Here is a 19241-nt window from a genome sequence, read left to right as displayed (position 1 = left end):
CACTGCCCGCTGGGGCTTCAGGCGCCGGTGGGGAGCTGGTTGTGGTGCTGTACGCGACGGAAGAGCAGGTCGTTCACGACATGTCCTTTGTCCAGTCCCTGGCCCTCGAAACGGGTCAGCGGCCGGAAGTCCGGACGGGGCGCAAAACCGCCCTCTGTCTCTGTGTTCTCGAACTCCGGGTGCGCCGTCAGCACATCGAGCATCTGTTCGGCGTACGGCTCCCAGTCGGTCGCGCAGTGCACGATGCCGCCGGGCCTGATGCGGGCCGCGGCGAGGTCGAGGAACTCCGGCTGGATCAGCCGCCGCTTGTGGTGCCGCTTCTTGGGCCAGGGGTCGGGGAAGTACACGCGCAGCCCGTCCAGCGAGTCCGGGGCGAGCATCTCGCGCAGCAGGATGATCGCGTCGCCGTTGGCCACCCGGACGTTGGACAACCCGTTCTGGTCGGCGAGGTTGAGCAGATTTCCCTGCCCCGGGGTGTGCACGTCCACGGCGAGGATGTTCGTGTCCGGGTCCGCGGCGGCCATCTGCGCGGTGGCCTCACCCATCCCGAACCCGATCTCCAGCACGACGCGGCTGCCGTTCCCGAACAGCTCGCCGAGGTCGATGGCCCGCTGCCCGTCGATGTCCAGCCCCCACTTGGGCCACAGCCGCTGCAACGCATCGGCCTGCCCGGCGGTCACCCGACTCCGCCGCGGCTGAAAACTCCGGATCCGCCGCTCGAAGTGCGACCCGGCGGGATCGGCCTTCGGCCCGTCCGGGAACCGGGGCTCACCCTTGGCGCGGGTGTGCCGGACGGACACACCGGGGATGTGCTCGCCGGGGTGTGGGGCTTCGGGGGCGTTGAGGGAGTCAGACACAGTGGGGTCGATTTTAACGGGGACGGCGGGACAACCAGCCCGTCCGGCGTTTGAGGACGAGGCCCTTCGGGCCGAAGCGGGGGTCTGGGGGCGCAGCCCCCAGGGACGGGACGGGAAGGGGCGGCGGGGGCGAGAAAACCCGACGCCGGGCCCGCCTCACACCGCCCCCAGCATCGCCAGCGCCCGCTTCGCCACCTCCCTCCCGATCGGCAGCGAAGCAGTCGCCGCAGGCGAGGGCGCATTCAGCACATGCACCGCCCGCGCCCCCTCCTTGATCAGAAAGTCGTCCACCAGCGACCCGTCCCGCAGCACCGCCTGCGCCCGCACCCCGGCAGCCGTAGGCACCAGGTCGTCCGCCGTCACCGCCGGCAACAGCCTCCGCACCGCCCCCGTGAACGCCCCCTTGGACACCGACCGCCGCAGCTCACCCGCCCCGTACCGCCAGTGCCGCCGGGCCATCCGCCACGCTCCCGGCCAGGCCAGCGTGCGCGCCACCTCCCGCGGCCGTACGACACCCCAGCCGTACCCCTCCCGCGCCAGCGCCGGCACCGCATTCGGCCCGATGTGCACGCCCCCGTCGATCCCGCGCGTGAGGTGCACGCCGAGGAACGGAAACGCCGGGTCCGGCACCGGATACACCAGCCCGTGCACCAGGTCGGGGCGGGCCAGCTCGTAGTACTCGCCGCGGAACGGCACGATCCGCATCTCGGGGTCGTCCCCGGTCAGCCAGGCCACCTCGTCGCAGTACAGGCCGGCGCAGTTCACCAGCACGCGCGCGCGGACGATGTCACCGCTCGTCGTCCGTACGGCGACCCCGAGCTCCGGCCGCCGGTCGATCCGCTCGACCCGCGCCCCGTACCGGATCTCCGCCCCCGAGGCCTCGGCCAGCTGCCGGGCGACCCCCACGAAGTCGCACACCCCGGTCGTCCCGACGTGTATGGCCGCGAGCCCGCGCACCTCCGGCTCGTACTCCGCGATCTGGGCGCCGCCCAGCTCCCGTACCGGAATCCCGTTCTCCCGGCCGCGCTGCACGAGCGCGTGCAGCCGCGGCAGCTCGTCCTTCTCGGTCGCGACGATCAGCTTGCCGGTGACGGCGTGCGCGATCCCGTACTCCGCGCAGAACTTCACCATCTCGGCGGCGCCCCGCACCGCGTACCGCGCCTTCAGGGACCCGGGGCGGTAGTAGATCCCGCTGTGGATCACCCCGCTGTTGCGCCCCGTCTGGTGCCGGGCCGGTCCCGGCTCCTTCTCCAGCACGATCACCCGGGTCCCCGGCGCCGCACGCGTGATCGCGAACGCCGTGGACAGCCCGACGATCCCACCCCCGATCACCAGCACATCACAGTCGTAAGCGATCCCCGGCCGCACCTGCACCACCTCCCGCTTAGATAGTGCACTGCGCCACTGACAACCACTTCAAACGCCTGACGCGGACATGTTCCCGACGGTCACGCCGGAGCCATCAACAAAGGACGGGCCCGCTCCCGCAACTCCACCACCCGCGGCTCGTCCCCATACGGCTCCAGCCGGTGCAGAAGATCCTTCACGTACTCGGTGGTGCGCGCAGACGAAATGCGCCCCGCGACCTCCACCGCCCGCACGCCCTGCTCGCACGCCGCATCGAGATTGCCCGACTCGAGCTCGGCGACCGCCGAGACGACCAGCCGCAGCCCGTGCGAGCGCACGAACTCCTCCGTCGGCTTCGACAGTGCCTGCTCCGTGAACCGCCGTACCTGACGCGGCGCCTTCAGATCGCGATAGCACTCCGCGGCATCCGCGGCAAAGCGGTCGTAGGAGTAGAAACCGAGCCAGGACGGGTCATTGTCCCCGTCGCGGGCCCGCTCCAGCCAGCCTTCGGCGGCGCGCAGTGCAGCGCCCGCCGCCTGTGCGTCACCGGCGCGCGCGTGCGCGCGTGCCTCGACGAGTCTGAAGAAGCTCATGGTGCGGGCGGTCGCCAGCCCCCGGTTGCGCTCAAGGGCGGCCTGCGCGAGATCGACGCCCTCGTCACCGAAGCCGCGATAGGTCGCCTGCAGCGACATGGAGGCCAGGACGTACCCCCCGAGGGGCACATCGGCCGCGGCGCGCGCGAGGCGCAGCGCCTGGATGTAGTACCTCTGCGCGGCCTCCTGCTGCCCGGTGTCGAAGGCCATCCAGCCCGCGAGCCGGGTCAGTTCGGCGCTCGCCCCGAACAGGGCGCGCCCGACTTCGTCCGAGTACGCGCCGAGCAGCAGCGGTGCCGCCTCCACCCTTAAGCACTCGGGCACCATCGACGAACGCCAGTCGCCTCCGCCGTACTTGGAGTCCCAGCGCCGGGCGTCCTCGGCGGCCTCCCGCAGCTTCTGCACATCGCTGTGGCCGACTTTGAGCGGTGCGCCCGAGCCCTCGGCGGAGTTCGCCTCGCGCGCGACCGAGCTGTCGGCCGGTGTTATCAGCCATCGTGAGGCGGGCGTTGCGTATGCGCTTACTGCGAATGATCCGGCCAGCGACTGCCAGATGCCGCCGGAGCCGGCCCGGCGCCCGGCGAGGTCGAGACGGTAGAGCTCCGTCGCCGACTTCACCGCCTGTCCTACGTCCCTGGGGAAGGCGAGGCCCACTTCGGGTGCGGGATCCGCGTCCGCCAGGCCGATCTCGTGGAGCGGCACCGGGCGGCCGAGCTTCTGGCCGATCGCGGCGGCGATGAGGTGCGGGGCAGCGCCCTGCGGCACCATGCCCTTCGACACCCAGCGCGCCACCGAGGTCTTGTCGTAGCGAAGAGTCAACCCGCGTTGAGCGCCAAGATCGTTGACGCGTCGCGCGAGTCCTGCGTTGCTGATTCCCGCGAGGGCGAGAACGGCGCCGAGTTTTTCGTTCGGCCCGCGTTGCTCCCTGGACATGCGCCACCCCTCGACACAGACGGCTGCCGCGCTGGCATAACCACGCGGCATTCGTAAACCCAGCGTAGTTCGCCGCATCCCAAGCGTTAAGGGGCATTGTTCCGGATGGCGGGATTGTGGTCCGTACTCAAGTACGGGTCCGATACGCGCAGTTGCGCCGTGCTCCCGCTGTGTGGCCGTGCGCCCGTCCGTGCGCTCTTCTCCGGCCATTGGGGGAGCGCTTCCATGGATGGTGCGTGGGTCGGCCTGCTGTACTGGATCCAGCGGGCTGGGGGACACCGCCGCCTTCATCCCCGCGGGCGGCGGACGGGCCCGGGGGGCGAACTCCGTCTCCCGGGCTGCGCATGCCTGATGCGATGCTCAGAGCCTGTACGGAGCGTGTTCAACGCTGCCCCGCCATCACCGATTTGGCTGAAAATCGACCCCGTATTCCCCGAGCAATTACCCCTCCCACCATGGGACTTGAGGGCGCGAAGGGTGTTTTCGGGGAGCGTTTCGGGGGCGCATTCGCGTCGCAGTCGCCTTGCAGGGTACGGGTGTTCGTCTCGCCGGGCGGCTGAGCGCCAAGGTGCCCTCCGGCGATCGTAAGCAGCTCCACCGCCCCTCCGGCGTGCGCCCTTCATGGCAGCATGGTGAACCAGTTCGTACGGTGCACTGGTTGTCCACAGCCTGTGGAGGCGTCGATGCGGTGGTTGGTGGGGTGGAGCAGCACCGCCGCGGGGGCTTTGGAGATCGGTTCCGCGGGGGCCACCGGACAGGACGGCGAGACCGTGCACCCGGTGGGCTCCCAACTCCTGTGGGGCGACCCCGATCCGCTCTGGGCGGTCGGCGACTGGCGCCCCGACGAGGTGCGGGTGGTGAAGGCCGACGCCCGGACCCGGATCGCCGTCCTGGGCACATGCGGGGCGTCGGACGAGGAACTGCGGGTGGGTCTGTTCGCCGCGCGCGGGGGCGCACTGCGCCATCTGACCGCCTGGCCGGGCAGCTACACGGCCGTGGTCCAGGTGGGCCGCCGTGTCACCGTGTGCGGCGATCTCGCGGGCGCTCGGCCGGTGTTCTACACCCCCTGGGCGGGCGGCACGGCCTACGCGACGGCGGCCCTCCCCCTCGCCGACCTCATCGAGGCCAATCTCGACTTCGGCCACCTCGCCGCGCTTCTCGCCGCCCCCGACGTACCGGCCGCCCTGCACGACTCCACGCCCTACGACGGCGTACGGCGCATTCCGCCGGGGCATGCGCTGATCCTGCGCGCTGGGGCGCGCGAGATCGTCGGTTACGAGCATGTCGCCTCCCTCGCGGTGGCGGCGCCCTCGGCCGACCCGGACAGCGCGGTCGACGCGGTGCGCGACGCGCTGGTGGAGGCGGTACGCGCGCGTTTGTCGGCACCGAGGCATGTCCCGGGAGCCGACATGGACCCGGGTCCCGTTCCCGGCATGGGCCCGGCGGAGCGCCGCGCCGCGCGCGGGATGCCGGTGGCAGGCATCGGCGCGGACCTCTCGGGCGGCCCGGCGTCCGGAACGCTCGCCCTGCTCGCCGCCGGCCTGCCGGGCATGCCGGGCACGGTCCTCGGCCACGGCACGGGCACGGGCGAGCGCCTCCTGGCGGTCACCTTCAACGACCTGGCGGTCGGCGGCCGGGAGGCGGAACTGGAGCGGGCAGGATCCCTTGCCGCCAACCCCCGCCTGCACCACGTGGTGGTGACCGGCGGCGAGGAGGCCCTCCCGTACGCAGAACTGGACGGCCCCCTGACGGACGAGCCGGGCCAGTCCCTGGTCACGGCGGCAAGGCACAGGACACGGCTGGCATCGGGCAGCGCGGACCACTTCACGGGCTACGGCGCCCGCCAGGTCCTGGACGCACACCCGGCCCGCCTGGCCGACCTCCTGATGGACCGCAAACGCCGCCACCTGGTCCGCCCCGTCGCGGCACTCGCGAAGGCGGACGGCTCGGTGATGGTCCCCGCGCGCGTGTACGGCGCGGCCCGCCGTCTGGCGCGCACCCCGTACCGGGCGGGCCTCGAACTGCTCGCCGAACGCCTTCTGCAGCGCCGTTTCGACGAACCCGGCGGCGCCGTCGGTGCCTCCCTGGCCGCCCTCACCTGGGCGAGACCGGGCCCGGCGGCGCGCTGGCTGACCGGTGAGGCCCTAGCTGAAGTATCGGTTCGCCTACAGGCGTCGACGACCCGCTCGGGTGTGGGCCCGGGCCAACGCCCCGGCGACTACCGCGCACGTGCAGCCCTCGCCCGCCAAGCAGCAGACTTGCGCATCCTGGAACAAGCAGCCGAGATCCGCTCCCAACGCCTGCACGCGCCGTTCCTCGACAACCAGGTGGTCCGCGCCTGCCGCGCCCTCCCCGAAGCCCTGCGCGTCCAGCCGGGCGCGCGTGCCGCCATCCTCCGCACCGTCCTGGAGGGCGCCGGCGTGAGCGACCTCCCACCCGGCTGGGGCGCCCCTTCCCACGCCTCGGCAGCGGTAGCGGCCCGAACGGGCCTGAGGGTGGCCGCAGACTCCCTGATGGCCCTCTTCGGCACCCCGCTGCTGGCGGAGGCGGGCCTGGTGGAGGCCAGAGTGGTCCGCAAGGCCCTACGCGCAGCAGCCGCAGGCGAACCCCTCCCCCTCGACGGCCTGGCAGACCTGGTCTCCCTGGAGCTGTGGCTACGCCGCCTGCTTGCACGCCGGGGGACGTGCTGGACGGGCACACCCGCGCGCCAGCGGGCGGTGCCTGCGGGGATCACGCCACGGAGGGGGGCGTTGGCTTCTGGCGGGGGAGCGGGGGTTGGGTGAGGGGCGTGGGCGCTCTGCGCATTTCAGCCCGTCCGGTGTGGGGGGGGCAGAGGCTCCCGGCGTATTTCAGCCCGTCCGGCGTTTGAGGACGAGGCCCCTTAAGGGCCGATCGGGGGTCCAGGGGGCGGAGCCCCCTGGCGGGGTCGAAGGGGCAGCGCCCCTGGGGACGGGACGGGTAGGGGCGGCGGGGGCGAAACACTCACCGCCACAAAACACCGTGCCCCACCCGCAACCCCCGGCGACAATAACCCGGTGCGGTACAAAATCCTGGGCGTCACCCAGGCCGAGGACGACCACGGCACCGCCATACCCATCCCCGGCCAACGCCTCCGCACCCTCCTCACCGCCCTGGCCCTACGCCCAGGTCGCCTCACCACCCCCCACACCCTCATCGACGAGGTCTGGTCGGACACCCCGCCCCACGACGCCCCCGCCGCCCTCCAGGCCCTGATCGGCCGCCTCCGCCGCACCCTGGGCAGGCAAACGATCACCTCCGCCCCCGGCGGCTACCGCCTCGAAGCGACCGAGGACGACGTAGACCTGTTCGTCTTCGAGCGACTGGTACGGCAGGGCACGACGGCCCTCGACCACGGCGACCCGCAGACCGCCGCCCACACCCTGGACCAGGCCCTCGCCCTGTACCGCGGCCCGGCCCTCGCCGACCTCCCCGACCGCACCGCCGCAACCCGCCCGGACGCCCTGCACCTGGAGGCGACCCGCGCCCGCACAGACGCGGACCTGCACCTCGGCCGCGCCCACACCGCCGTACCGCATCTGAAGGAACTGACCGCGGCGCACCCGTACGACGAACCGCTGCACGCCCTCCTCATCCGCGCCCTGCGCGACACGGGCCGTACAGCCGACGGCCTGGCCGCATATGAGACCGCCCGCCGCGCCCTCGCCGAAGGCCTGGGCACCGACCCGGGCCCCCAACTGCGCGCCCTGCACTCGGAACTGCTCACCCCGGCAGACAGCCCCCCAAGTCAAGAACGATCCGAACCACTCCAAAAACCTCAAAATACCGACCAATTCGAACGCACCGGCAACATCCGTCCCCGCCTTACCTCTTTCGTGGGCCGGGAACCAGAACTCGACTCCATCCGTTCCGAATTGCACAGGGCAAGGCTCGTCACCCTCACCGGACCGGGCGGCTCCGGAAAGACCCGCCTCGCCGAGGAAGCCGCCGCCGGGCTTCCCCAGGCCTGGCTGGTCGAGCTGGCACCGCTGGACCGGCCGGAGGCGGTGCCGGGCGCGGTGGTCAGCGCGCTCGGTCTGCGCGAGACCGTGCTGATGACCACCGAGCTGACGGCCCCGCAGGACGACCCCCTCGCCCTGCTCGTCGAGTACTGCGCCCCGCGCAGCCAACTCCTGATCCTTGACAACTGCGAACATGTCATCGAAGCAGCGGCAGCCCTCGCCGAGACGCTGCTCACCCGCTGCCCCGGGCTCACGATCCTCGCCACCAGTCGTGAACCCCTGGGCGTCCCCGGCGAGTCCGTGCGCCCGGTCGAGCCCCTCGTCCTCGATCAGGCGCACCGCCTCTTCGAGGAGCGCGCGTCCACCGTCCGCCCCGACGCGGACACCGTGCTGCGCGACCGGGAGGCGGTCGAGGAGATCTGTCGCCGCCTGGACGGCCTGCCGCTCGCCATCGAGCTCGCCGCGGCCCGGCTACGGCTGCTCACGCCCCGCCAGATCGCCGACCGCCTCGACGACCGCTTCCGCCTCCTCACCTCCGGAAGCCGTACGGTCCTGCCCCGCCAGCAGACCCTGCGCGCGGTCGTCGACTGGTCCTGGGAGCTGCTCGACGAGCGCGAGCGCACGGTGCTGCGCGAGGTGTCCGTGTTCGCCGGCGGCTGGGACCTCGCGGCGGCGGAAGCGGTGTGCACCGGCCCCGCCACCGACCTGATCGGCGCACTCGTCGACAAGTCCCTGATCGTGGCCACCCCGTACGAGCGGGACGGCGCCGGCCAGGAGAGCGGCATGCGGTACCGCATGCTGGAGACCATCCACGAGTACGCCGCTGAGCGCGCCGCCGAGGCCCCCGAGCTGCGCGCCGCGGCCGAGCACCGGCACAGCGCCTGGGTACACGCGCTCGTGGCGGAGGCCGACCCCCTTCTGCGCTCGGCCGGCCAACTCCCTTGGATCTCCCGCCTGGAGACCGAGCTGGACAACATCCGTGCCGTTCTCCACCGCGCCCTCACCTCGGGCGCCGAGGCAGAGGCCGCCGCCCTCGCCGTGTCCATGGGCTGGTTCTGGTGGCTGCGCAACTACCGCTACGAGGCCGAGTCCTGGCTGGACCAGGTCCTGCACCTGGGCGCTGCTCTGGACCACGCCGCCGCCTCCCAGGCCGTACTCCCCGCAGCCCCCGCAGCCCCCACGGAGCCCGTAGACCCCACGGACCCCGTAGACCCCACAGACGCCTTCCTCTCCGCCCCCCACGCCGAAGCACACCACCCCCACCACACCCTCCGCATGAACCTCCGGATGCTGCACCTCTTCATGAAGTCGGACACCGAACCGAGGGACGGGATGCTGGACGACCGGATGCGTCAGTACGTGGGCCGGCTGCGGGACTTCTACGAGCGGGGCGGTCCGGAGGCGGCCCGTATGCCGGGCATCGTGTGGCCGTTCACCACTTTCCACCTGGACAGCTCGCAGGACGTCCGCGCCGCCCTGGACGTCGCTGTCGACAACTGCCGTGCCCATGGCGACGCCTGGGCGATCGGCGTCGCCCTGATGTTCCGTACGCACATGGTCGTCGACTCACCGGGCGGCATGAAGGGCGTGGACGAGGACCTCGCGGAGCTCAGGGTGCTGAGTCGTCGTGTCGGCGACCGCTGGATGCGGGCCCAGGTGTGCAGCGCAGCCGGCGAGGCGGCGATGGCCCGCAGTCGCCTGGAGGAGGCCAAGGGCGAGTACGAGGAGGCGCTGCGGCTGGCCTATGAGGTGGGCGCGTATGCCGAGACGCCGTTTCTGCTGGCCCGGCTCGCCGAGATCGCCTACCGCGCGGGCGACCGACCGGCCGCGGTCAGCGGGCTGGACGAGGCGAGCTCGGCCGCCGATCGCTACGGAGTGCCGGACTCCAGGGCGTTCGTCCTGCTGATGCGCGCCCAGCTCGCGCTGGACGAGAAGGACACCGTCCGGGCGCGCGCGATGCTGGAGGCGGCCCGCGCGGAGATCGGACGCGGCACGCCACCGCCCCAGTTCACGGTGATGCTGAACGCGGTCGACGGCCTGGTGACGGTCGCCGAGTCGGGCCCGGCGCACGGACTGCCGAAGCTGGCCGACACCGTCCGCGAGTCGGTGGAGCGGCGCTGCGCCGACGTGGTCACGGCGGCCCTCGTGGACAGCACGGCGGTTCTGCTGTCCGATCTCGGGGACCATCCGCGCGCGGTCCGCCTGCTCGGCGCAGGCGAGCACTGGCGGGGCGGCGAACCGCGCTCCATGCCGGAGCGCGTCGAGTCCGAGCGCGCCGAGGCCGCCGCCCGCGCCGCGCTGGGCAGCGAGGAGTACGAGGCGGAGTACGCCCGTGGCACCGCCCTCACCGTCGACGACCTCCTCGCCGAACTGGGCGAGGCTCTGCGCAGACACCCCGCCGAGCAGGTGCCGTAACCCGACCGCAGACGCCACCGGCAGCCGCACCACGGGAGCCGCAGCACAGACAGGCCGCCTACGAGCAGGTGAACTTCGACTCGGCCCAGTCCGCGAGCGTCAGGGAGTCGAAGCCGCTCTGCGGCTGCACGACCAGCCGTACCGTCCTGTGCCCGGCGAGGTTCACATGGACCGGGACCGCCGGGGCGCCGCCCTGGATCATCCCGGACTGCCACAGCTGGACGCCGTCGGCGTAGACGGAGAAGTAGACCTTGCCGAGCCCCAGGGTCATGTCGTCGACGCCGACCATGGCGTCGTAGGCGGAGCAGCTGCGGTTGAGGTCGACGGTGACGGAGGACTCGCCGTGCACGGTCACACCGTGCGTGTACTGCTTGCCGGCGATCGACATGCCGTACCGCTGCCACGCCCAGCTGCTCGTGCCGATTCGCATCTCGGGCTTGGTGCCGTCGCCGCTGATGTCGTAGGCCAGCTCGCTCCACTGGTAGACGACGGGGGTGGGCGGGGGAGTCGGCTTCGGCGTGGGCTTCGGGGTCGGTTTCGGCGTGGGGGTGGGTGTCCGTGTCGGAGTCGGGGTGGGCTTCGGCCGCGGAGTCGGTGTCGGCGTCGGCGTGGGAGCCACCGCGGGCACCACCACCCGCGGCTTCGGCGCAGGCTGCTTCTTCGGAGGCGTCGGCTTGGGCGATTCCCGCCGGACGGCAGGTGCGGACGCGGGTGGCTTCGCATCCGGCTTCCTGACCGGGGTGCTGCCCCCGGACAGCGCGAGGGCCACCGCCACGCCCGCCGCGGCGACGACACCGGCGGCGATGCCGATCTTCGCGGGCGCACCCAGCCCCTCGGAGGCCGCGGCGCCACCGGCGCCCGCCCCGCCGGACGAACTGCCGCTCGCCGCCGCGGCCGCACCCGCGGCGCCCGCCGCACCGACACCGGTACCGCCGGCGATGAGCGCGGCCACCTTGGCGTACCCGGCGGCACCGAACCAACCGATGACCGCGACCGGCACGACACCGGGGATACCGCTGGCGACTTCCTTGATCTGGCCCGCGGCCAGCCGGCACTTGGCGCACTCCTCCAGGTGCTTGCGCAGCCCCCGCTCGGCGCGGGTGCGCAGTCCGCCGCGGGCGTAGGCGCCGAGCCGGTCGGCGTAGCGGGCGCACTCCTCGTCGTCGGCGAGGGTGGCGCTGACGTGGGCCTGGAGGTAGGCCTGCTTGAGGCCCTCGCGGGCGCGGCTGGCGAGCACGCGCGTGCCGTTGGCGTCCAGCCCGAAGAGTGTGGCGACCTCGCTCGGCGACTCGTCCTCGACCTCGGTGTGCCACAGCACGGCCTGCCAGCGCTCCGGCAGCGACCGGAAGGCCTGCATGGCCATGGACTGCTCGGCCTCGTGCATCGCGCGGACGTCGGCGCCGAGGTCCAACGTGTCGTCGTCGGAGACCTCGGAGGAGCGCGCGGCCTGCGCCGCGAACAGCGCAAAGTCGTCGACCAGTTGCTCACGTTTCGCGGACTTCGTCCAGTTCGCGGCGACCCGTCGGACGGTGGTGAGCAGATACGCGCGTACGGCGTGCTCGGGGCCGTGGCCGCCGCGCACCGCCTGGAGCATGCGGGCGAAGACCTCGCCCGTGAGGTCGTCCGCGGTGTGGGCGTCGCGGCAGCAGGTGCGGGCGTAGCGACGCACCGCGTCCGCGTGGCGCCGGTACAGCTCCTCGTACGCGGTGTCGTCGCCCGCGCGCATCCGCCCGATCAGATCGGCGTCGGAGGGCGGCAGATCCCTGGGCGGCGGCAGGACGGTGTCCTCCCGCCGGTCGCGCTGCGCCGGGACGCTGCCCTCCACGGGCTCGACGGGCTCGCCGCCCTGCGGCGGGATGACGCTCTCCGGGCGGCCACCGCCCCGCGGGCCGCCCGCCCGTCCGCCCGGTCCACCCTGACTCGGCACCTGCGGCGAACCGCCGGCCTCCGCGTCACCGTCACCCAGCGGCTCGTCCCGCCCGTCAACGCTCATCGCGGAAAGCCCCCGATGCCTGCCCAACCAGTCCCGACCACCGGGTCAGAGTGCCATATTGGCTTTTGTTCAGGCCCCATCCGGGCGGACCATCCACCCGTCCGTGGGGACTTGTCGTGCCGTAGTACTGGCCATCACCCGTTCGGGGAAGGCTCAATTGACGTTCGTCGGAAGGCGGTTGAGCGGCATACCGGAAATGTCCCGCGCATTCCGGGCGTTAGGTGAATTTCCGATGTCCGGCACATTTCCGGCTCACGCCGACGCGCGGGCTGCGCAGCGCCCACGCCCAACCGCCACCTCGGCCGGCCAGCCCGTCGGCCACGGTCGGTCGGCCAGTCGGTCGGCCACAGTCGGTCGGCCGAGCTCTCAGGCCGGCCGCGACCGCAGCCCCTCCAGCAGGATGTCGAGCAGCCGTGCCGAGGCGGCCGCCTGCTGGGCCGCGTCCGGCAGCGAGGGTGCCGCCGTCGCGATGACCAGCAGTACGTCCGACACCGACACGTCGGCCCGCAGCTGACCGGCCGCGCGTGCCCGCTCCACGAGCTGACCGACGACCTCCAGCAGCGCCGCCGCGCCCGTGTCGTCCTCCGCGGAGACCCTCGGAGCCCCCTCGGGGACGAGCCGCAGCTCCCCGGAGCCCGGCTGCGTCCGCTGCAGCGGCACCCGGGCCTCGTCGAACACCGTGCCGTCGGCCCGCTCGGACTCCTCGTCGGCGACCGAGACCCGCAGCACCTGCGGCGGCAGCAGCCGCCCGGCGCCCGAGGCCACCGACGTCCGCAGGAAGCGCGAGAGCGCCGACCACGGCTCGTCCTCCTGGCCGAGCGCCGCCCGGGCCTGGTCGGTCAGCCGGGAGGTCTCCTCCTCGGCTATCCGCCGCACCAGGACGTCCTTGCTCGGGAACCGCCGGTACACGGTCCCCACACCCACCCGCGCCCGCCGCGCCACGTCCTCCATCGGCGCGCCATATCCCAGCTCGCCGAAGACCTCGCGCGCCGCGCGCAGTACGTGCTCCAGATTGCGCTGTGCGTCCACGCGCAGCGGCGTCGTACGCGCTCCGTCCGCGCGTCCGTTGCCTGCCGCCGCGCTCACGATGCCGCCCGATGTCAGTGCAGACGCGGACGACCAATGAGAGTCCTGAACATGCATAAGTGATCCCCCGGTAATGACGTCTCCCCCCGGAGACTCTCCCCGCCATTCATTGGTTGCCAGGGCGCGGGAACAAGCCCGGTTCACCGGACCCGCCCGTCGCGGATCTCGATGAGCGATGAGCGCATCCCCCTACACCCCGTCGAGACACGAACATAGTTGAGAGGGAGTCAATTCAGAAGGGGCAGGTTCCGCACGGAGCGCCCCCCGATCGGAGTACGAGTCGCATACGTCCCGATTGCACCACCCAAGGTCACCCGGCGCACGCCCGCTGACCTGCAATCCTTCCGGGCACTCGGGCAATTCGGCCAACCCTGGGCGTGCCAGGCCCTCGGTCACACAAATTGTCGGGGCTGTGGACAAACTCCAGCGCTGGGTGCGTCATGGGATGGTGAAGGAACGTGCGCGCATTCTCGTTGTCGGCGGCGGCTACGTCGGGATGTACACGGCCCTGCGCCTCCAGCAGAAGCTGAAACGGGAACTCAAGCGGGGCGAGGCCGAGATCACAGTCGTCACTCCCGACCCGTACATGACCTATCAGCCATTCCTTCCCGAAGCGGCCGCCGGTGCCATTTCACCCCGGCATGTCGTCGTTCCGCTGCGCCGCGTCCTGGATCAGTGCCATGTCGTCATCGGCGAGGTCCGGTCGATCGACCACGCCAAGCGCACCGTCACCCTCACCACGCTCGCCACGGAGGAGGAGGGAGCGGGCGCCGAGCACATGACGTACGACGAACTGGTCCTCGCCCCCGGTTCGATCTCGCGCACGCTCCCCATCCCGGGCCTCGCCGACCACGGCATCGGTTTCAAGTCGGTCGAGGAGGCCATCGGCCTGCGCAACCACGTCATCGAGCAGATGGACATCGCCTCCTCCACCCGCGACCCCGAGATCCGCGACGCGGCGCTCACCTTCGTCTTCGTGGGCGGCGGATTCGCCGGGGTCGAGGCGCTCGGCGAACTCGAGGACATGGCCCGCTACGCCGCCCGCTACTACCACAACGTCCAGCCCGAGGACATGAAGTGGATCCTCGTGGAGGCCTCGGACCGCATCCTGCCCGAGGTCGGCGAGGAGATGGGCCGCTACACGGTCACCGAACTGCGCCGCCGCAACATCGACGTACGCCTGCACACCCGCCTGGAGTCCTGCGCGGACCGGGTCGCCGTCCTCAGCGACGGCGCCCGCTTCCCGACCCGTACGGTCGTCTGGACGGCCGGCGTGAAGCCCAGCCCGCTCCTCGCCGCCACCGACCTCCCGCTCACCGGACGAGGTCGGCTGAAATGCACCGCCCAGCTGACGATCGACGGCGCCACGCACGCGTGGGCGGCAGGAGACGCGGCCGCCGTCCCCGACGTCACCGCCGCCGAACCCGGCACGGAGACGGCCCCCAACGCCCAGCACGCGGTCCGCCAGGCGGGGCTCCTCGGCGACAACATCGCGCACTCCCTGCGCGGTGAACCCCTTGAGACGTACTCCCACAAGTACGTCGGCTCGGTGGCGTCCCTGGGCCTCCACAAGGGCGTCGCCCACGTCTACGGGCGCAAGCTGAAGGGCTACCCTGCCTGGTTCATGCACCGCGTCTACCACCTCAGCAGGGTGCCCACCTTCAACCGCAAGGCCCGCGTCCTGGCCGAATGGACCCTTTCGGGCCTCTTCAAGCGGGAGATCGTCTCCCTCGGTTCGCTCGAACATCCCCGAGCGGAGTTCGAACTCGCGGCCGGTGGAAAGCCTCCTACCGACCCGATGAACGACCCGAAGGGGTCGTCCTGACCGGACCCAGGAACTCCACCGACCGGGTGGGCGTCTCACGGATGTCGCCCCGGTAGGCCACACTGCCAGACTGATCCCCGCCCCCAGGGCGAGCAGCTGCTCGCCCCTCGAACCCAAGAGGCTCTCTCCACCGTGCTGCATCCCGGGGGTGTCACCCCCCAGCCCTCCGGCCGGGTCCGGAGCCGGCCGAAGACGCCGAAGACGACGACACGAGGCAAGGATTCGTGAACTTCACGCGCTGGAGCGCCCGGCTCCCCGGAACGCAGCGCCGCGCCGCAGCGCGGACCGATCACCCGGCCGCCGCCGACCGGCCGGCCGAGAACCCGAGCGCCGTCCCCGCGGCCCGCGCCGAACAACTCACCGACGAGCACGCACCCGTACCGGCCGTCGACGAACTCCCCGTCCGTGAGGTCCTCGACCGCGTCCCGGCCCTGGTGGCCCTCGTCCACGGCCCCGACCACCGCGTCGCCTACGTCAACGACGCCTATGTGACGGCCTTCGGCGTACGACCGCTCGGCGAGCCCACCCGCGAATCCCTCCCCGAACTCGACCAACTGGGCCTGCTCCCGCTCCTCGACCAGGTCCTGCGCAGCCGCAAGCCCCGCACCCTCAAGTCCCGCAAGGCTCCCGACGGCCGCTCCTACACCTTCACCTGCACCCCGGTGACGGAGGGCGAGCACGCGGGCGTACTGGTCTTCGCGACCGACGTCACCGACCACGCCGAAGCCGCCGAACGCCTCCGCGCCAGCGAGCGCCGGCAGCGCGAGACAGCGGTCACCCTCCAGCGCTCGCTGCTGCCCCAGGAACTGGAGGAACCGGACGACCTGCGTATCGCCGCCACCTACCAGCCCGGCGGCACGGAGGCGGCGGTCGGCGGCGACTGGTACGACGTCATCACCCTGGGCGGCGGCCGCACGGCCCTGGTCATCGGCGATGTGATGGGCCGGGGCGTGCGAGCCGCGGCCGTCATGGGCCAACTCCGCACGGCGGTCCGCGCGTACGCCCGCCTGGACCTCCCCCCGCACGAGGTCCTGCAACTCCTGGACGGCCTGGCGACGGAGATCGACGCCAACCAGATCGCGACCTGCGTGTACGCCATCCACGACCCGAACGAGGGCCGCCTGGTGTACGCCTCCGCCGGCCATCTCCCGATCCTCGTGCGCGACGAGAGCGGAGTGGTCCTGCGCGCCGACGAACCCACGGGTCCGCCCCTGGGCACCGGCGGCTGGATGCACTCGTCGGGCTCGATCCCGCTCGGCCCCGGCTCCACCGCCGTGCTCTACACGGACGGCCTGGTGGAACGCCGGGACGAGGACCTGGACGAGGGCATCGCCTCCCTGGAGCGGGCCCTGTCCGGCGCCACGGGCACCCCCCAGGTCGTCTGCGACCGCCTGGTCCGCTCGGCAGGCGTGACGGCGGACCACGACGACGACGTGGCCGTCCTGGTCCTCCAGCACCCGGCCCGCACCGGCCCGGACAGCGACCTCTTCCGCAACGCCGCCCTGGAACTCCTCGGCGGCATCGAAGCCGCCCCACGCGCGCGTGCCTTCGCCTCCGGCGTCCTGACGAGCTGGCGCTTCCCCTCCGACCTCCACGACCTGGGCGTCCTCGCAGCCAGCGAGCTGGTCGCCAACTCCCTCCAGCACGGCACGCCACCCATGCGCCTGCGCCTGCGCCGCACCGACCGCCGTCTGATCGTCGAGGTCACCGACGGCGACGACCACCTCCCTCGCCGCCGCCGGGCGGAACCCGGCGACGAGTCGGGCAGAGGCATCGCGATCGTCGCGACGATCGCGTCGAACTGGGGCTCACGCCGCACCCCGGGCGGAGGCAAGGCGGTCTGGTGCGAGTTCGTACTCCCCAAGGGATAGGCGCCGCCCGGCTCAGGCCTCCGCGCCCACAGGCTCCGCAGCCGCCCCACCCCGGGCAACCACGCGGCTCTTCCCGAGCCACGGCTGATCCTGTACGGCGGTGAGCTGCCGCCCCAGCCGCAGCGCGAGGCCGGTGATCCCCAGCGAGAACAGCAGGAACGTCACGATGTACGGCGCATGCAGCGAGGCCCCCATCGGCCCGCCCACCGCCGGCCCGACAGCCAGCGCAAGCTGCTTCACCAGGGCGAAGGCGGAGTTGTACTGCCCCGCCATCCCACTCGGCGCAAGATCGGCGACCAGCGGCGCAACGGTCGGCGACAGCATCGCCTCACCCAGCCCGAACAGGGCATACGTCGACACGAACGCCGCCGTCGCCATCTCCTGGCTGCCGTGCCCGAGCCCGGCGTACCCGGCCATGACCCACGCCACGGCCCAGATCAGCCCGACACCGGCGATCACCCGGGACCGACGCCGACGCTCGACGAACTTCAGCACCGCGAACTGCGCGACGACGATCATCAGGGTGTTGGCGGCAAGCGCCGATCCCAGCGCAGACGTCGAAATCCCGGCGGCCTCGACCCCGTACGCACTCAGCCCTGACTCGAACTGCCCGTAGCAGGCGAAGAACAGCACGAAGCCCAGCACACACAACTGCACCATGGCCCGATTTCCGAGCAGCTGCTTCCAGCTGCCGCCCGCCGACTGCGCGGGCGCGCCCTCGATACGCGGGGAGTGCGGCATCCGCACGGTGGCCATCACGACCGCGAGCAGCAGGAACACCGCAGCCTCGATCGAGAACAGCAGGGTGAAGGAGTCGACGCGCGTAGAGTCGACGAGATTGCCGCCGATGAGGCCACCGACGCCGAGCCCCAGGTTCTGCAGGAAGAACTGCATGGCAAAGGCGCGCGAGCGCGTGTCCGCCGTCGAGCAGTCCACGATCATCGTCGCGAGCGCCGGCTGCATCACAGCCTGCCCGGCCCCGAGCGCCGCAGCCGACAGCAGCACGGTGGTGCCGTTGCTCGCCAGCCCCAGGCTCAGCGACCCCAGTGCGGCAGTGACCAGGGCGGCGAGGAGGACCGGCCGGGGACCGCGCCGGACGATGGCCCGCCCGGCGAACGGCAGCACGATCAGCGCGGCCACGGCAAAGACAGCGAGGACGAGCCCCGCCGTCATGGCCCCCAGTCCCCGCACCTGCGCCACATAGACGTACAGGTAGGGGACGGTGAAGCCGAGCCCGAACGCGCTGAGTGCGTTACCCACATGGATCCGGCGCATCGCTGCGCCCATCGCCCTGGTCACGTTCACCTCTCTCAGTAGTTAGGTATGAAGACTTAGAAGCTAAACACTACACCCAGAAGAACTTCAACGCCAAGCACGCCCATGCCATACTTCGCCCATGGGCGACACCCCCGGCACCCTCGGCGAACCGACACTCGAAGAGCAGATCGCCGCCTACCAGCGCGAGTTCCGGGACCTCGACCCCCAGGTCGAAAAGATCGTCTCGGCCATCTCCCGCCTGAACCGCCGCATGAACGTCGCCTACGGCCGCCAGACCTCCGCCCTCGGCATCAGCAACGCCGAGTGGGAGGTCCTCAAGGCCCTCGTCCTCTCCGGCGCTCCCTACCGCCTGGGCCCGAGCGACCTCGCCAAGCGCCTCGGCCTGACGCCGGCCGCGATGACCCACCGGATCGACCGCATGGTCACCGAGGGCCTGGTGACAAGGGAGCGCGACGAGTCCAACCGCGTCCGCGTGATCGTGGAGCTGACCGCACAGGGCCGCGAGAAGTGGCTCGAGGCGATGCGCCTCGCCACGGTCTTCGAGGAGGACCTCCTCCAGGACCTCTCCCCCGACGAGCGCACCACCCTCGGCGAGGTCCTCACCCGCCTCCTGCGTAGGGTGGAACACGCCCAGCCGGACGCAGGCGGACGCCTCACCGACCTGGACTGAGGCCGACGTAAAAGATCTTGACAGGGGGCGCTTGACACCCCCCTCCGGGATCCGTAAAGTTCTCCGGGTTGCCGCGGAGCCGTAACGGTTCTGCGACAGCACCTCCGCCGCACAAGCGGCACCTCAAACCATCAGCACGATCTCCCAATGGGATTGATTTCGGCGTGCCCGAATTCAATTCGATTCGGACCCGGCAGCTCGATTAGGAACTGCCGAAGGGATCCGCTAAGGTTTGAGACGTCGGAACGGCCCAACAGCCGCGAAGGCAGCCCCCGCTGACTGGGAGTCAGGCCCGAAAGGATCTGATAGAGTCGGAACCGCCGGAAAGGGAAACGCGAGAGCGGGAACCTGGAAAGCACCGAGGAAATCGGATCGGAAAACGGTCTGATAGAG

At 71.7% G+C, this 19241-nt stretch carries 11 protein-coding genes; 5 read left to right on the top strand and 6 right to left on the bottom strand.

The genetic code is table 11. The annotated features are described in order from the left end of the window. Positions 1–17: 17 nt before the first annotated feature. The 3 genes from trmB to P2Q00_RS43945 form a co-directional block, all read right to left on the bottom strand. Positions 18–857: a tRNA (guanosine(46)-N7)-methyltransferase TrmB gene (trmB, locus tag P2Q00_RS43955; protein WP_275780401.1), complete on the bottom strand. Its 840-nt coding sequence runs from the start codon at positions 855–857 to the stop codon at positions 18–20. 156 nt (positions 858–1013) lie between these two features. After that, positions 1014–2234, bottom strand: coding sequence for an L-2-hydroxyglutarate dehydrogenase (lhgD, locus tag P2Q00_RS43950; protein ID WP_275780400.1), 1221 nt, complete (start codon positions 2232–2234; stop codon positions 1014–1016). A gap of 71 nt (positions 2235–2305) precedes the next feature. Beyond that, positions 2306–3730: an NsdA family TPR-like regulatory protein gene (locus P2Q00_RS43945; protein ID WP_275780399.1), complete on the bottom strand. Its 1425-nt coding sequence runs from the start codon at positions 3728–3730 to the stop codon at positions 2306–2308. A 683-nt stretch (positions 3731–4413) separates the two neighbouring features. Here P2Q00_RS43945 and P2Q00_RS43940 point away from each other — a divergent pair. Both P2Q00_RS43940 and P2Q00_RS43935 read left to right on the top strand, forming a co-directional pair. Beyond that, positions 4414–6513, top strand: coding sequence for an asparagine synthase-related protein (locus P2Q00_RS43940; protein WP_275780398.1), 2100 nt, complete (start codon positions 4414–4416; stop codon positions 6511–6513). Between the two features lie 252 nt (positions 6514–6765). Further along, the gene (locus P2Q00_RS43935) at positions 6766–10125 is read left to right on the top strand and encodes an ATP-binding protein (protein ID WP_275780397.1); all 3360 of its coding nucleotides are present in this window, start codon (positions 6766–6768) and stop codon (positions 10123–10125) included. A gap of 58 nt (positions 10126–10183) precedes the next feature. Here P2Q00_RS43935 and P2Q00_RS43930 read toward each other — a convergent pair whose 3' ends face one another. Together P2Q00_RS43930 and P2Q00_RS43925 are read right to left on the bottom strand one after the other, a co-directional pair. Further along, on the bottom strand, positions 10184–12118 hold the full coding sequence (locus tag P2Q00_RS43930) for a sigma-70 family RNA polymerase sigma factor (protein ID WP_275780396.1): 1935 nt from the start codon (positions 12116–12118) through the stop codon (positions 10184–10186). A 366-nt stretch (positions 12119–12484) separates the two neighbouring features. Continuing rightward, positions 12485–13261: a TetR/AcrR family transcriptional regulator gene (locus P2Q00_RS43925; RefSeq protein ID WP_275780395.1), complete on the bottom strand. Its 777-nt coding sequence runs from the start codon at positions 13259–13261 to the stop codon at positions 12485–12487. Positions 13262–13649: 388 nt separating this feature from the next. Here P2Q00_RS43925 and P2Q00_RS43920 point away from each other — a divergent pair, with 388 nt between their 5' ends. Both P2Q00_RS43920 and P2Q00_RS43915 read left to right on the top strand, forming a co-directional pair. Further along, positions 13650–15029, top strand: a complete 1380-nt coding sequence (locus P2Q00_RS43920) for an NAD(P)/FAD-dependent oxidoreductase (RefSeq protein WP_275780527.1) — start codon at positions 13650–13652, stop codon at positions 15027–15029. A gap of 224 nt (positions 15030–15253) precedes the next feature. Beyond that, on the top strand, positions 15254–16900 hold the full coding sequence (locus tag P2Q00_RS43915) for an ATP-binding SpoIIE family protein phosphatase (RefSeq protein ID WP_275780394.1): 1647 nt from the start codon (positions 15254–15256) through the stop codon (positions 16898–16900). Between the two features lie 12 nt (positions 16901–16912). On the opposite strand, the gene P2Q00_RS43910 is transcribed toward P2Q00_RS43915, so the two are convergent. Then, a complete protein-coding gene (locus P2Q00_RS43910) occupies positions 16913–18199 on the bottom strand; it encodes an MFS transporter (RefSeq protein ID WP_275780393.1) in 1287 nt (428 codons plus the stop codon). Positions 18200–18296: 97 nt separating this feature from the next. Here P2Q00_RS43910 and P2Q00_RS43905 point away from each other — a divergent pair, with 97 nt between their 5' ends. Next, complete coding sequence (locus tag P2Q00_RS43905) at positions 18297–18848, top strand: MarR family winged helix-turn-helix transcriptional regulator (protein ID WP_275780392.1); 552 nt, start codon at positions 18297–18299, stop codon at positions 18846–18848. The last annotated feature ends 393 nt before the right edge of the window (positions 18849–19241 follow it).

It is taken from the genome of Streptomyces coacervatus (genome assembly GCF_029223485.1).
Taxonomy (GTDB): domain Bacteria; phylum Actinomycetota; class Actinomycetes; order Streptomycetales; family Streptomycetaceae; genus Streptomyces; species Streptomyces coacervatus.
The sequence above is the reverse complement of the archived record's forward strand: the minus strand, read 5'-3'. Positions and strand labels throughout refer to the sequence as shown.